General features: G+C 58.8%; 14 protein-coding genes. 4 read left to right on the top strand and 10 right to left on the bottom strand.

All coding sequences use genetic code 11. The features are described 5' to 3' along the window. Positions 1 to 51 precede the first annotated feature (51 nt). Positions 52 to 558, top strand: coding sequence for a DinB family protein (locus ACQZ5N_RS08200; RefSeq protein ID WP_448732632.1), 507 nt, complete (start codon positions 52 to 54; stop codon positions 556 to 558). Between the two features lie 61 nt (positions 559 to 619). Here ACQZ5N_RS08200 and leuC read toward each other — a convergent pair whose 3' ends face one another. Continuing rightward, positions 620 to 2029, bottom strand: a complete 1410-nt coding sequence (gene leuC / locus ACQZ5N_RS08195; protein ID WP_003520336.1) for a 3-isopropylmalate dehydratase large subunit — start codon at positions 2027 to 2029, stop codon at positions 620 to 622. Between the two features lie 425 nt (positions 2030 to 2454). On the opposite strand from leuC, the gene ACQZ5N_RS08190 reads away from it, so the two are divergent. After that, complete coding sequence (locus ACQZ5N_RS08190; RefSeq protein WP_448732631.1) at positions 2455 to 3732, top strand: MFS transporter; 1278 nt, start codon at positions 2455 to 2457, stop codon at positions 3730 to 3732. Between the two features lie 122 nt (positions 3733 to 3854). Here the strand turns inward: ACQZ5N_RS08190 and ACQZ5N_RS08185 are convergent, their stop codons facing one another. The 4 genes from ACQZ5N_RS08185 to rplS form a co-directional block, all read right to left on the bottom strand. After that, positions 3855 to 4817 (bottom strand): rhizobiocin, encoded by a 963-nt coding sequence (locus tag ACQZ5N_RS08185; RefSeq protein ID WP_448732630.1) that lies wholly within the window; start codon positions 4815 to 4817, stop codon positions 3855 to 3857. 181 nt (positions 4818 to 4998) lie between these two features. After that, a complete protein-coding gene (locus ACQZ5N_RS08180; RefSeq protein WP_448732629.1) occupies positions 4999 to 6312 on the bottom strand; it encodes an HlyD family type I secretion periplasmic adaptor subunit in 1314 nt (437 codons plus the stop codon). After that, complete coding sequence (locus ACQZ5N_RS08175) at positions 6305 to 8038, bottom strand: type I secretion system permease/ATPase (RefSeq protein ID WP_448732628.1); 1734 nt, start codon at positions 8036 to 8038, stop codon at positions 6305 to 6307. Before ACQZ5N_RS08175 ends, ACQZ5N_RS08180 begins: the two co-directional genes overlap by 8 nt. 290 nt (positions 8039 to 8328) lie before the next feature. After that, entirely contained in the window at positions 8329 to 8868 is a 540-nt protein-coding gene (gene rplS / locus ACQZ5N_RS08170; protein ID WP_059759847.1) for a 50S ribosomal protein L19, read from the bottom strand. A gap of 265 nt (positions 8869 to 9133) precedes the next feature. Here rplS and ACQZ5N_RS08165 point away from each other — a divergent pair, with 265 nt between their 5' ends. Next, positions 9134 to 9880, top strand: a complete 747-nt coding sequence (locus ACQZ5N_RS08165) for a sulfite exporter TauE/SafE family protein (RefSeq protein WP_142779854.1) — start codon at positions 9134 to 9136, stop codon at positions 9878 to 9880. On the opposite strand, the gene trmD is transcribed toward ACQZ5N_RS08165, so the two are convergent. The 5 genes from trmD to ffh all read right to left on the bottom strand — a co-directional run bounded on the left by trmD (position 9862) and on the right by ffh (position 13559). After that, a complete protein-coding gene (trmD, locus tag ACQZ5N_RS08160; RefSeq protein WP_448732627.1) occupies positions 9862 to 10560 on the bottom strand; it encodes a tRNA (guanosine(37)-N1)-methyltransferase TrmD in 699 nt (232 codons plus the stop codon). The genes ACQZ5N_RS08165 and trmD overlap by 19 nt on opposite strands. Before the next feature lie 3 nt (positions 10561 to 10563). Further along, positions 10564 to 11130, bottom strand: a complete 567-nt coding sequence (gene rimM / locus ACQZ5N_RS08155) for a ribosome maturation factor RimM (RefSeq protein WP_448732626.1) — start codon at positions 11128 to 11130, stop codon at positions 10564 to 10566. Between the two features lie 120 nt (positions 11131 to 11250). Further along, positions 11251 to 11628, bottom strand: coding sequence for a 30S ribosomal protein S16 (gene rpsP, locus ACQZ5N_RS08150; RefSeq protein ID WP_003520510.1), 378 nt, complete (start codon positions 11626 to 11628; stop codon positions 11251 to 11253). A gap of 33 nt (positions 11629 to 11661) precedes the next feature. Next, positions 11662 to 11979: a chorismate mutase gene (locus ACQZ5N_RS08145; protein WP_003492497.1), complete on the bottom strand. Its 318-nt coding sequence runs from the start codon at positions 11977 to 11979 to the stop codon at positions 11662 to 11664. Between the two features lie 11 nt (positions 11980 to 11990). Next, positions 11991 to 13559: a signal recognition particle protein gene (ffh, locus tag ACQZ5N_RS08140; protein WP_003520512.1), complete on the bottom strand. Its 1569-nt coding sequence runs from the start codon at positions 13557 to 13559 to the stop codon at positions 11991 to 11993. A gap of 326 nt (positions 13560 to 13885) precedes the next feature. On the opposite strand from ffh, the gene ACQZ5N_RS08135 reads away from it, so the two are divergent. Further along, positions 13886 to 14956: an MBL fold metallo-hydrolase gene (locus ACQZ5N_RS08135; protein ID WP_269831274.1), complete on the top strand. Its 1071-nt coding sequence runs from the start codon at positions 13886 to 13888 to the stop codon at positions 14954 to 14956. Positions 14957 to 14959: the final 3 nt, after the last annotated feature.

The following is a 14959-nucleotide window of genomic DNA, read 5'->3' as shown; positions in this document are numbered from 1 at the left end:
ACGAAAATATAAACATAGTGCTCACATTTTTCAGATGTAAAGGATATTGTGATGAGGGATCTGCTCAGGAGCCTGCTCGGCTATCACCAATGGGCGAACAGGGACTTGTTCGAGAAGCTGAAACACCTCGATCCCGTCCAAAATGCATCCGAACGGCACACGGCAATCCGGCTGATCAATCACTATTACGTCGTCGCGAGGATTTTTTCGGGTCACCTCACGGGAACGGCACATGGTTTTCTCTCGGATAATACCGAGGCAACGCCGCAGCTGGATGATCTTGCGAAGGATGTCGCCGCTCTCGATAGCTGGTATCTCGACTATCTCGAGAAAACATCGCCGGTATCGCTTGGCGAATTTGTCGCCTTCACCTTCACGGATGGGGACAAGGGTTACATGTCCCGCGCTGAGATGATCTCACATATGGTCCTGCATGCGGGCATTCACAGGGGCGAGGTCGCGCGTATTCTGAGCCAGCTCTCCATCACGCCGCCCTGGGATACTTTTGCCGTGTTTCTGCACGGCACGCAGCCGCAGCGGCGTTTGCAGGGACTATAATAAAAACCACCCGCCCCCTGCGGGGGACGGGTGGCTTTCGTGAAACGATGGCCTCAGGAACTTATTGCCACTCACGCACGTCGACGAAATGACCGGCGATCGCCGCCGCCGCCGCCATGGCGGGGGAGACGAGGTGGGTGCGGCTCTTATAGCCCTGACGGCCCTCGAAATTGCGGTTCGAGGTGGAGGCGCAGCGTTCGCCGGGTTTCAGGCGGTCGTCATTCATGGCAAGGCACATGGAGCAGCCTGGCTCGCGCCATTCGAAACCGGCTTCGAGGAAAATCTTGTCCAGACCTTCCTTTTCCGCCTGTTCCTTCACGAGACCGGAGCCGGGCACGATCATGGCCGAAACGGTGGGAGCGACTTTACGGCCGTCGACGATCTTCGCCGCCGCGCGCAAATCCTCGATGCGGCCATTGGTGCATGAGCCGATGAAGACACGGTCGATGGCGATATCGGTGATGCGCGTGCCGGGCTTCAGGCCCATGTAGTCAAGCGCACGCCACTTGGAAGCGCGCTTGTTTTCTTCCTCGATGTCATCGGGATTGGGAACAATGCCTTCAACGGAGGTCACGTCTTCCGGAGACGAACCCCAGGAGACGATGGGCGGCAGGTTGGCCGCGTCCAGCACCACGACCTTGTCGTAATGGGCGCCTTCGTCGGATTTCAGCGTTTTCCAATAGGCGATAGCCTGTTCCAGCGTTTCGCCCTTCGGCGAGCGCGGCTTGTCCTTGATGTAATCGAAGGTGGTTTCGTCCGGTGCGATAAGACCCGCACGGGCGCCGCCCTCAATGGTCATGTTGCAGACCGTCATGCGGCCTTCCATGGAGAGCGAACGGATCGCCTCGCCGGCAAATTCGATGACGTGGCCGGTGCCACCAGCGGTGCCGATCTCGCCGATAATGGCGAGGATAATGTCCTTGGCGGTAACGCCATCGGGAATTTTGCCGTCGACACGCACCAGCATGTTCTTGGCTTTCTTCTGGATCAGCGTCTGGGTCGCCAGAACGTGCTCCACTTCCGAGGTGCCGATGCCATGCGCCAGTGCGCCAAAGGCGCCGTGGGTCGAGGTGTGGCTGTCACCGCACACGATCGTCATGCCCGGCAGGGTGAAGCCCTGTTCGGGGCCGACGATATGAACGATGCCCTGGCGCTTGTCGCGCTCGGAATAATATTCGACACCGAAATCCTTGGCATTCTGCGCAAGCGCTTCCACCTGAATACGGCTTTCCTCGTTCTTGATGCCTTCCAGCCGGTCGGCCGTGGTCGGAACGTTATGGTCGACGACGGCCAGCGTGCGGGCAGGCGAGTGCACAGGGCGACCGGCCATGCGCAGGCCTTCGAAGGCCTGCGGGCTCGTCACCTCGTGGACGAGGTGACGGTCGATGTAGAGAAGACAGGTTCCGTCCGGGTCACGATTGACGACGTGGTCGTCCCAGATCTTGTCATATAAGGTGCGGGGTGCGCTCATGGCTCTATGCCTTGTCATGGAAAAGGGTAATCAGGGTTCAGGAAGGCGTGGACAGCAGTGCTGTCAGGCGAGCCTAAGTCGGCTGGTGAGCGCCCCGGAAACACGCGCAAAGAACCGTGCCGGCAGACGCTTGTGGTCCTGCAGCACATAAACATTCTGCGCGAGACATCCGAATTTAGATCCCATGGCAGCCTTCATAGCAGATCGCCGGTTTTACGGCAATATGAATGCGCATAGCCCGGAACGCGACGGCTCGGCATTCTCTATGTGCGCTGCATCACGGCTGAAGGCCCGTAATGGGCCTGTCCTGCTGGGGTTCTCCAATGGTTATGATGCAATGCAACTTGCGTATTTTGCGATGCACATATAGATGGGTTCCCTTATCATTTGCGTTTCGACGAGAAATCGAAGGGAGGGAAAAGCATATGGTATCCGAAAAAGCCCTTATCTCGAAGATCACCTGGCGGCTGATGCCGTTTCTTGGCCTTCTCTATCTCATCGCTTATATCGACCGCCAGAATGTCAGCTATGCCAAGCTGCAGATGGTCGATGCGCTGAGCCTCAGCGAATATGCCTACGGTCTTGGCGCTTCGCTGTTCTTCATCGGTTACTTCATCTTCGAAGTGCCGAGCAACCTGTTCCTAAACCGTTTCGGCGCCAGCAAATGGTTTGCCCGCATTCTGGTTTCCTGGGGCGCCGTCACCATCGCGCTTGCCTATACGCAGAACGCCACGATGTTTTACATCCTGCGCTTCCTGCTCGGGCTTTGCGAAGCGGGCTTCTTCCCCGGTGTGCTCTTCCTGATGACGCTCTGGTTCCCGCGCGATTATCGCGGCCGCATGATCGGTCTGTTCATGATTTTCAGCGCGCTTGCCAATGCCATCGGCGCGCCGCTCGGCGGCATGCTGCTCGATCTGGATGGTTTCCTCGGTTATGCCGGATGGGAATGGGTATTCCTCGCCACGGGTATCCCGGCTGTCATCGCCGGCGTCGTCACCTTCTTTTATCTCGACGACACCCCGGAAAAGGCGAAGTTTCTGACGCAGGATGAGAAAACCTGGTTGAGGAACCGGCTGGCCGAAGAAAACAAGGGCATGGAAGAACATGCGGAGGACGGCTTCAAGGCGCTGGTCAATCCGCGCGTTCTGTTCATGGCGCTCTGCTATGTCGGCTTTCCGCTGGCGGCCTATGGTCTCAGTTACTGGCTTCCGACCATCGTGAAGAGCTTCGGCGTTTCCAACACCGCCAATGGCTTCATCAACATCATCCCCTGGGTGATCGTGGCCATCGCCCTGTTCGTTGTGCCCCTGGCCGCCGACAAGGCAAAGAACAAGACGCCCTATATCGTCGGTCCTGCCTTCATCGGCGCCTTTTGCCTGTTGATGTCGGCATTGCTGAGCGATCCGGTCTTGCAATTCGCCTTCCTCTGCATCGCCGCCGCAGGCATCTTTGCCGGCCAGCCGGTGTTCTGGAGCCTGCCCGGCCGCTTCCTCAAGGGAGCAGGGGCGGCCGCCGGCATCGCCGCGATCAATTCCGTCGGCAATCTGGGTGGCTTCGTGGCGCAGAACGTGGTGCCCTGGATCAAGGATCAGACCGGCAGCACCATTGCGCCGATGTTCTTCCTTGCTTTCTGCCTAGCGCTTGCTGGCGTGCTGGTCATCGTCGCAACGCGTAGAATGAGCACTCAGGTCAAGCCTGCCTGACTTTGGAAGATTGCGACGGCTGCCATGAGTGCCGGTGGTCGCATATGTAAAAAATCGTGGCCCGGATGTTTCCGGGCCACGATCATTTTAAGCGGCAAATAATGAAATTCTCTTCGAGAGAATTACGCGGTGAACCAGTCGCTACCGGTCAGGTGAACACCGGCGACAACGATCTTTTCGCCCTTGTGCTCGCCAGTGACGTTGTAGGTGAGGACGGTGTCGCTATCGATCGTCGACACCGCCCAGTTATCGATTACCGTGCCGACCAGCTTGAGCTTGTCCACAGCGGCGTTGAAGCCTTCAATGCTGTCGGTGGCAATGCTCTTGGCCATGTCGCCGAGATTGAAGACGAAGGTATCGGCGCCACCGCTTGCAATGATGCGGTCGATGCCCTTACCGCCGGTTACCAGCGAGGAGGCAAGGTTCACGCCACTCAGGTCTATTTTATCGTCACCCGCACCGGCGTCGATCTTGACGGAGGTGAAGCTGCCGTCGGTGATGCCAGCGCCGCCGTTCACAGCGCCGGTATTGGCGGCAAGACCACCCGTGCCAGCCGCAGACGCGTCATTGAATGCAGCGCCGGCCTTGACGGTGATCGTGTCGTTGCCCGCGCCGGTGTCGATGTTGAAATTGTTTACCCAGGTCTTTTCATTCGAAACGACAGAGACAGTAACCGTGTCGTTACCTGCACCGGTCGAGATGTTGCCACGCTTGGCATTGAGAACTTCCACGGTGGACGAACCGGTGCCGCCGAGATGAACGTCGACCTGAACGAAATCCTTGAAGATGAGGTTTTCAGAAGTGTCGGACTGGGCGAGAGCGTTCTTTACCGAATTCCATGCCGACGACACGTCAAATTTGAAGCCGTTCGAGCTGGGGTCATAGCCAACATCGACCGTGCCGCCCGCGCCGGTGCCGGGAACGGATACCGCGCCGACATTGACCACGCCGGAGTCGAGCGAAGAACCGTTTTTGACCTGTGCTGTGGATTCGGTGAGGAGCTTATAAGCTTCCTGATCGACCAGGTTGGTGAGCGAAGAGACCGAAGCAGCGCCACCATTACCAAAAGTTACTTTTAACGCCATTTTACACTCCCATAAATTTTTGAGAAATCGATGAATTGAAATTAAATTTATAATAAATATTGCGGGTGATATTTAATACGTAAAAAATGATAATACAATATAAGAAATTGTTTTTTTGAATAAAGTGCGTCTTTAACGTGCTGCGGAAATTCCTTTCGCAAAATTATGCAATGGAAACTGTTTATTCCTGCACGAAGGTCTTTTTGAGCCTGTCCTGGAACGGCTTCACAAAATAAGAAAGAACACTCCTTTCGCTGGTTTGTATGAATACTTCGGCCGGCATGCCGGGATATAATTTCCCGCCAGGCAGATGACCCATTCCGGCCTTGTCGGGTTTGATGCGCAGCGCGTAATAAGGTGTGCCAGTTCGGGAATCCGTCTGCAGATCGGGTGCAACGACAGCAACTTGCGCGCTCAAGTCCGGCGTCGTGCTTTGATTGAATGCCGTGAAACGAATGGTAACCGGCTGTCCGACGTAAATCTGGTCGATGTCTCGCGGGGTTATATTGGCCTCGATGGCAAGCTCATCCTGCTCTGGCACCACCAGCATCAGCACTTCACCCGGTTGAATGACGCCGTTTATATTGTGCACCGAGAGCTGGTAGATGCGACCGGCAATCGGCGAGCGGATGTCGAGGCGATCCAGCTGGTCGCGCGTTGCCGCCAGCCGCTCTTCATATTCCGCGACGGTCGCTTCGATCGATGTCAGATCTTTCGTGACTTCCGATTTGCGGTCTTCATCGAGCTGAAGCAATTGCAGGTCCAATTCGCTCAGCTTGCCCACCGTCTGTGCCCGGGCGGCGATATATTGGCCCTGCTGACCTTCGAGATTGGAAAGCTGGCGCTTGAGGAGATTGAGGCGCTGAAGCGTGACAAGCCCTTTTTTGAAAAGCTCGTCCGTCTTGAAAACGTCTTCCTTTACAATGGCAAGCTCATTGTCCGTTGCCTCCACCTGCACCTCGAGGCCACGCGCCTCGTCGGCGAGCTGGTCCTTGCGTGTTCCCAGCTGCTTTTTCATGCCGATCAAGGCGTTGCGGCGGCTGCTGAAAAGGTTCTGTTCGCTGTCGATAAAGGTCTTGGCAGCCTTCGAACTCGTCAGTGCCGCCAGATCTTCCTGCACGGTGAAAGACGGCGCTTCGGCAATTTCCGCACGCAGACGAGCCCGACGCGAATAAAGCTGCGCAAGCGTATTTTCGACGATGGAGAGGTTCGCCTGCACGACGGTGGCGCTCAGCCGCAACAGGACCTGATTGGCCTCGACCCTGTCGCCTTCGGCGACATTGATCTCGCTGACGATGCCACCGGAAAGATGCTGGATTTTTTTTGAATTGCCTTCAACGACAACCCGGCCGGTGGCCACCACTGCGCCGGCAAGCTTTGCAAAAGCCGCCCAACCGCCCAATCCGACCAACAGGCCAAGGGCGAGAACGACCACTGCGGTCGAGTGTTTGAGAATGGAGGCATTCGTCATACCGGGTTTTTCCGCCTCAACCATTTTCGCTCACCCGGTTTTCAATCTTGCGCGTTTCTTCCTCCTCAGGCACCTGGCGGATGTTCTGCCGCAGGATTTGCGCGAGCACCTCCTCCTTCGTGCCAAAGCGCAGCATTCGGCCGTTGCTCATCACCATCACCAGATTGACGCTTTCGATAGCGCTGGGGCGATGGGCAATGACGACGACAATGCCGCCACGCGCCCTGATGTCGCCCATGGCATTGCGCAAGGCCGCTTCGCCTTCGCTGTCCAGATTGGAGTTCGGCTCATCGAGAAGAACGAAGAAGGGTTCGCCAAACAGTGCGCGGGCAAGGCCAATGCGCTGTTTCTGCCCGCCCGACAAGGCCTCGCCCCGATCGCCAATGTAGGTATCGTAACCGTTGGGCAGGTTGAGGATCAGCTCATGCACCTGCGCGGCCTTGGCTGCGGCGACAACCGCTTCCGCTGTCGCATCGCGGTCGAAGCGTGCGATATTCTGCGCCACGGTCCCGGGCATCAGCTCCACCTGCTGGGGCATATAGCCGATGGATTTGCCGAGAAACTCGAAATCCCACTGGTTGAGCGCGGCCCCGTCGAAACGGACGGAACCGCGTTCATAGGGCCAGATGCCGGTCATCAAGCGTGCCAGCGTGGATTTGCCCGAGGCGCTTGGGCCGATGATGCCGAGACCATCGCCTGCGTTCAGCGTGAAGGAAATATCGGCGACCGTATCGCGCGCGCCGTTTGGCGGCCCACCGGTTACACGGTCAACGGCGACGGTATATTGCGGGCGGGGCAGGGAGAGCGGCGGCGAGGGTTCGGGCACCAGTTCCAGGAACTCGTTGACGCGTTTCCAGCCCTGTCTTGCGGTCATGAAGCTGCGCCAGTTTGCAATCGCATGTTCGACAGGGCCGAGCGCCTTTGCCGAGAGGATCGAGCCTGCGATGATGCTGCCCGCCGATGCATTGCCGTCGATGACAAGCACGGCGCCGATGGCCATGACGCCGGATTGCAGCAACAGGCGGAAGGTTCGCGACATGGCGCTTAGCATGCCGGCCGTATCGGAGGTCGACAGGGTGACGGCGCGATATCTGGAGTGCAATTCGTCCCACATGGATGTCACCGCCCCCATCATGCCCATTGTCTTGATGGATTCGATGTTGCGCTGGCTGCTGCCGACGAGGACGTTTCTCTGCCCTCGTGCGGTATAAGCCTGCTTTGTCGCCCGTTCGGTCAGCCAGTTCGTGAGGAGCGTCAGCACGATGAGAACTACGGCTCCGCCGAGCACAGCGAACCCGATCCACGGATGCAGGGCAAAACAGATCAGCAGATAAATGGGCAGCCAGGGAATGTCGAAAAAGGCGGCCGGGCCCGGTCCCGAGAGGAACTGGCGGATCTGATCGAGATCGCCGACGATCTGCAACCCATCGACCTTTCCCGAGGCAAGGAGTGGCGCACTGATCGACGCCCTGAAAAGCTTCTGATTGAGCGCGTCGTCCATATTGTCCGAAATACGCGCCAATATACGGCCTCGCAGCGCATCGAACCCCATAAGGAACGCGTAGAGAACGATCAGGAGAACGACCAGTGCCACAAGGGATGGAATGCTCTTGCTTGGCAGAATGCGGTCGTAAACTTCCAGCATGAAAAGCGAGCCGGAAAGATTAAGAATGTTCATCAACGCGCTGGCGAGACCAACGGCGAAAAAAGCGGACTTATTTTTTGTTAAAAAAGAATTAAATAAAAACATAATAACACCTGAAACGGCAAGAAAATCGCACAATAAATGCAATTAGGCAATGCTGTTCGAGGATGGGCTAAAACACTCGAGCAAGAAATCAGGCGGGCATTTGTTGCCGGTCGAAATCCGCCGCATCTTTCCGCAAAGGAAATGACTGAAAGAGTTTCGGTATTCTCTGGCCAGCCAATGTTCGCCAAACGCGGTTTTCAAGCCGCATGCGTGCCTTGCTACGTTATATCGGCGCAACAAAAAAGGCGGCCCGAAGACCGCCTTTTAATCAATCCATCGAAATGGAAATCTTATTCCGCTGTGGCTTCCGCAGCCTTTGCTGCTTCTTCCGCTGCCTTGGCTTCTGCGGCTTCGGCTGCTGCCTTCTCGGCGGCGAGAGCCTGTGCTGCTGCTACCTTTTCGGCTTCCAGACGTGCCTTTTCGTCGGCAAGCGCCTGACGCTCGGACTCGTTCAGCTTGCGGGCGCGCGTACCGGTGTTCTCAACGATACGGGCAGCCTTGCCGCGACGGTCGCGCAGGTAGTAGAGCTTCGCGCGGCGAACCTTACCGCGGCGAACGACTTCAACGCCTTCGACCAGCGGGGAGTAGATCGGGAATACGCGCTCGACGCCTTCGCCGTAGGAAATCTTGCGAACGGTGAAGCTTTCGGAAAGACCGCCGCCGGAACGGGCGATGCAAACGCCTTCGTAAGCCTGTACGCGGGTACGGTTACCTTCGGTAACGCGCACGTTGACGCGCAGGGTGTCGCCCGGAGAGAACTCGGGCAGGGTGCGCTTTGCTTCGATCTTGGCGGCCTGTTCGGCTTCCAACTGCTGAATGATGTTGGTCATGTTAACCTCTGATTTCTTCTGAAACAGCCAGAGCGCTCAACGGTTCGTCTGTCGGTCAATGCCTTCAGACCATGCCTTGCGGCAGGAGCGGGTTCGCCATTCTTTGCTTTCGGTTGGGATATTTCCCATTTCCACGCGGGCACATACACGAGGATGCGCCGTTTGTCATCCCTTTCATGACAATATTTTATCAATTACGCGCCGCGTTCCGGCAGTTGCGAAGCGGCGCGCTGGCGGATATGGCATGGGAACCTTGGGAGGGGCCATGTCCATATTCATTATTATCATGCTGTTCGCCACCGGCTTTCTGTCGGGTGTCGTCAATGCGATTGCCGGTGGCGGCACCTTCCTGACCTTCGGGGCGATGACGCTGGCCGGCCTGCCGCCCATCGTCGCCAACGCCACGTCAGCCATCGTGCAGTTTCCGGGCTACATCACCTCCGTGATCGCCTATGGGCCGGAAATCCGCGCCCATTGGCGCGAGGCGATCCTTCTGTCGGGCGTTTCAGTCGTCGGCGGGCTGGCCGGAGCGCTTCTGCTTTTGTCGCTCGACAATCCTTCCTTCCGCCAGCTTGTGCCATGGCTGCTTCTCGCTGCAACCGCCGTTTTCGCTGCCGGCCCGTGGCTGCGGCCGAAGGCGAGCGCCGAACGTTCACCCGGCAATCTGCCGAGCCTCGTCTTTCAGGGTCTCGCTTCCGTCTATGGCGGGTTTTTCGGCGCCGGCATGGGCATCATGATGCTGGCCATCCTCGGAATAACCTCGGGCGGCAGCTATCATCATCTGAATGCGCTGAAAAACCTCTTGTCAGTCGTGATCGCTGTCATCGCAATCACGATCTTCGTCAGCGGTGGCGTCGTTTCCTGGTGGGCGGCGCTCATCATGTTCCCCGCGGCCGCACTTGGCGGCTATGCGGGCGTCCATACGGCACGGCGGGTGCCGCAATGGATCATTCGCTGGCTGGTGATCGCCGTCGGGCTGGTGCTGACGGCCTATTATTTCGTTTCGGCCTGAGCCTTTACCAGAAGGTCCGGACGTCTTTCCTGCGTCAGCTTCAGCGCCTGTTCATGACGCCACCTGTCGATGACAGCGTGGTTGCCGGAGGTGAGAACGGCTGGAATGTCACGGCCTTCCCAGACCTGCGGGCGGGTATAGTGCGGATGTTCCAGCAGTCCGCCTTCGAAGCTCTCATGCACACCGGAAAGATCGTTGCCCATGACGCCCGGCAGGATGCGGACGATGGCATCAAGAAGCGTCAGCGCCGCCGGCTCACCGCCGGAGAGGATGTAATCGCCGATCGACACTTCCTCCAGCCCGCGCGCCTCTATCACCCGCTGGTCGACGCCTTCGAAACGGCCGCAGACGATGATCGCGCCTTCTCCGGTTGCCAGTTCGCGCACACGGTTTTGCGACAGCGGCTTGCCGCGCGGGCTCATCAGCAGCCGCGGCCGTGTATCGCCATCCGAAACATGGTCGATGGCGGCTGCCAGGACGTCGGGCTTCAGCACCATGCCGGCGCCGCCGCCTGCCGGTGTGTCATCGACGCTTCTGTGTTTGTCGGTGGCAAATTCGCGGATCTGTACGGCGTCCAGCGACCATTGCCCCCGCTCCAGCGCCTTGCCCGCCAGCGAATATCCGAGATGCCCCGGAAACATTTCCGGGTAGAGCGTCAGAACGGTAGCCTTGAAGGTCATTGTTTATTTCTTGCCGAAAGGCGATACGCCGGTTTCGTCCTTGTCGTCGGGATTGTCGATCAGTCCGGCGGCCATCGGATCGATGAGAATGCGACCAGCTTCGAGGTCGATTTCCAGCACGGCCGCTTCCGAAAAGGGAATGAGGGCAGGGCGACGGCCTGCACCTTTCAGTTCCAGCAGGTCACCAGCGCCGAAATCATAGACGGCGCTGACGGCGCCATAACTTTTGCCATCGGCATCGACGGCTTCCAGCCCTTCGAGGTCGGCATAATAAAACTCGTCATCGTCAAGCTCGTCGTCAGGCAGATTGTCGCGCTCGATGAACAGTTCCAGACCGTTCAGGCTCTCCGCCGCATTGCGGTCGTTGATACCTCTGAAACGGACAACGACGACATTCTTGCCCTCGCGGACTTCCAGAATTTCGAAGATGCGGCCATCGGCGGTAACCAGATTGCCATAATCGCCGAGCGCCATCGGATCGGCCGTATAGGTGCTGACACGGACTTCGCCGCGCAGGCCCTGTGCGCCGCCGATTTTTGCCATGAGTACCGGGTTTTCCAGCTTTGCCATCGGGCCGTCCGTCTTCTGGTGTTGGTTGCGTCAGCTTTAAGGTTTGTTGACGCCAAAATAAACAAAAAACGGGCGGCATGGAAAACCACACCACCCGTTCTTCAAAAGTTTCCGTGCAGATTATTCTGCAGCAGAGGCTTCCGCAGCAGCAGCGGCTGCATCTTCAGCCTTCTGCTTCTTTTCAGCGATACGCTCGAGAGCGCGCTTGCCCGGCTTTGCCTTTTCCGGGTTGCTGCGAGCGGCGCGCTCGGCAAGGCCGGCTTCTGCGAGGAAGCGCAGAACGCGGTCGGTCGGCTGTGCGCCCTTGGCGATCCATTCCTTGATGAGGTCAGCCTTCAGCTCAACGCGCTGCGGGTTGTCCTTGCCGAGCATCGGGTTCCAGGAACCGACCTTCTCGAGGAAACGGCCGTCGCGGGGCGAACGGGCGTCAGCAACGACGATCTGGTAGTACGGGCGCTTCTTGGAACCACCGCGTGCGAGACGAATTTTCAGTGCCATGTTATTTACTCCTTAGGATGGCTTGTCCGCCGTTCAGGCGGTCTTTTCAGTGCCGCCATGTTCGGCGGCGATTGCTTCATGATGCCGGATGACTTCCTTGATGATGAAGTTCAGGAACTTCTCGGCGAAATCCGGGTCCAGATTGGCATCCTTCGCCAGGCGGCGGAGGCGTTCGATCTGGTATTCCTCGCGCGCCGGGTCGGCCGGCGGCAAATTGTACTTTGCCTTCAGCACGCCCACCGCCTTGGTACAGCGGAAACGTTCGGCAAGAATGTGAACCAGTGCGGCATCGATATTGTCGATCGACTGGCGGTATTCGGAAAGCTGGGCTTTCACCTCTGCATTGTTCACTGGTGTCCCCCTCACTTCTTTTTCGGAAAGCCGGGCAGGCCCGGCATGCCGCCAAGACCGGGCAGCTTGGCGCCACCCAGACCCGGCAATCCGCCCGGCAGACCGCCAAGACCGGGCATGGCGCCCGGCTTGCCGAGACCGGCGGCTTCCGCCTGTTTCTGGAGCGCTTCAAGCTGCTTCGGATCGATGTTCGACAGATCAGGCATGCCGCCGCCAAGGCCACCGAGGCCCATCTTGCCGGCAAGGCCGCCCATCATCTGCTTCATGATGCCGCCTTTGCCCTTGCCGCCCATGGCCTTCATCATGTCGGCCATGCCGCGATGCATCTTCAGAAGCTTGTTGATTTCAGCGGCATCGGTGCCGGAACCGGCGGCGATGCGCTTCTTGCGGCTGTGTTTCAGAATGTCCGGGTTGGCGCGCTCGGCCTTGGTCATGGAAGAGATAATGGCGATCTGGCGGTCGAACATCTTGTCGTTCAGACCGGCCGAAGCCATCTTGTCCTTCATGCCGGCCATGCCGGGCATCAGCCCCATGATGCCGCCCATGCCGCCCATCTTCTTCATCTGGGCAAGCTGGTCGGAGAGATCGTTGAGGTCGAACTTGCCCTTGGCCATTTTCTCGGCCATGGCGCGGGCTTTTTCCGCATCGATGTTTTCGGCGGCCTTTTCGACCAGCGAGACGATGTCGCCCATGCCGAGAATACGGTCGGCGATACGGCGCGGATGGAACTCGTCGAGTTCGTTCATGCGCTCGCCGATACCGATCAGCTTGATCGGCTTGCCGGTGACGGCGCGCATGGAGAGGGCCGCACCACCGCGTCCGTCGCCGTCCATACGGGTCAGCACGAGGCCGGTGATGCCGACGCGCTCATCGAAGTTGCGCGCGAGATTAACGGCGTCCTGACCGGTCAGCGAATCCGCGACCAGCAGGATTTCATGCGGGTTGGACTTCTTCTTGATGTCGGCCATTTCCAGCATCAAGGGTTCGTCGATATGGGTACGGCCGGCGGTATCGAGAATGACGACGTCATGGCCGCCGAGTTTTGCTGCCTGTACGGCACGCGCGGCGATATCGGTCGGCGACTGGCCGGCGATGATCGGCAGCGTGTCGATGCTTGTCTGGACACCGAGCTGGCGAAGCTGTTCCTGCGCGGCGGGACGGCGCGTGTCGAGAGATGCCATCAGCACCTTCTTCTTATCGCGGTCGGTCAGGCGCTTGGCGATCTTGCCGGTGGTCGTCGTCTTGCCCGAACCCTGCAGACCCACCATCATGATGACGACGGGGGCAGGGGCGTTGAGATCGATGGAGACGCCTTCGGTGCCGAGCATCTCGACAAGCTCGTCATGTACGATCTTGACGACCATCTGGCCGGGCTTGATGGACTTCAGGACGGCTGCGCCGACAGCCTTTTCACGCACCCTGTCGGTGAAGGAACGCACGACTTCCAGTGCAACGTCCGCTTCCAAAAGCGCACGGCGAACCTCGCGCAGCGCGGCAGCAACATCGGCTTCCGTCAGCGCGCCACGGCCGGTCAGTCCATTCAGAATGGAACCAAGGCGGTCCTGGAGGTTTTCAAACATCGTTTCTTCCTTCTTCGTTCCGGGGTCTCCGAAACGTCGGTGCTTTCGCTGGCAAAAACAAGACGCAAAGCCAAAAAGCACCCGAGGGCGCATCGCGCTGTCGGGTGTTGACCTCCGGGATCTCTTTATACCTTTGCGGGTCCCGGTCGGCGGCTTGGAGTCGTGAAACTGCCAGCTGATGGGCGGGATAAACAGGAAAGTGCGGGAAAAGTCAAGGCGGCGCGGGTTTGTGGCCGAAAAGGCCCGTATTTCATCTTTGCGTGATTGGCCGCAGGCTGCCATTGGCGGCGCTTGAACGGGCCCCTTTCGCTCCCTATACCTTTGTCATGAAACGTCGAAACTTCTTTCGTTTTTCCGCTCTTGGTCTGCTCGCTCTGGCGGGTGGGGGCCTCTATGCCCGCCGTTCGAACGCGAGCGCCTATTATAGCGGCCCGATCTCCGATCATTTCGACGGGGTGCGCTTCTTCAATCCCGGCGGTTCGCCGCCCGGCAATTTCATGGGCCTTATGAAATGGCGCCTCAATGGCGAGCGCGCCACATGGCCGGAAAGCTATCCGAGCCCCTTTCCCTTCGCAAAACCGGAAGCCCGGATCGAAGGCAGGGACATGCGCGTCACTTTCGTCGGCCATGCCTCCTTCCTCATCCAGACGGCGGGGCTGAATATTCTCATCGATCCGGTGTGGTCGCAGCGCACCAGCCCGTTCAGCTTCGCCGGTCCCAAGCGGGTCAATCCGCCCGGCATCCGTTTCGAGGACCTGCCGCCCATCGATCTGGTACTCGTGACGCATAATCACTACGACCATCTGGATATGGAGACGCTGAAGCGCCTGCATGTGGCGCACAAGCCGCTTTTCATCACGCCGCTCGGCAATGACGCCATCATCCGTACCGGGGTCGAGGCAGCCCGCATCAAGGTGGGCGACTGGGGCGATGTGGTGGAGACGGGGCCGGTTAAAATCCACTTCGAGCCGTGCCATCACTGGTCGGCCCGCGGCCTGAACGACCGGCGCATGGCGCTATGGGCAGCCTTCGTCATCGAAACGCCCGGCGGCAAAATCTACCATATCGGCGACACTGGCTTCCACGAGGGCCTCAACTACCACGCCGCGCGCAAGAAGCACGGCGATTTCCGCCTCGCCAACCTGCCCTTCGGTGCTTATGAACCGCGCTGGTTCATGAAAGGCCAGCACCAGAACCCGGCCGAAGCCGTGGAAGGCATGAAGCTTTGCGGTGCGGCGCATGTCTGCGGGCACCATTGGGGCACCGTGCAGCTGACCGATGAGGCGGTGGACGCCCCGCTCGTGGCGCTCAAGGCGGCACTGAAAGAGCAGGGGGTGGATGAGAGCCGTTTTCAGCCCATGCGCCCCGGCGAGGTTTTTGACGCTCCTTCCGCCTGATCG

Source organism: Agrobacterium sp. 22-221-1 (assembly GCF_053522445.1).
Note: the sequence above shows the minus strand (reverse complement) of the source record. Positions and strands in the feature narration are given on the sequence as shown.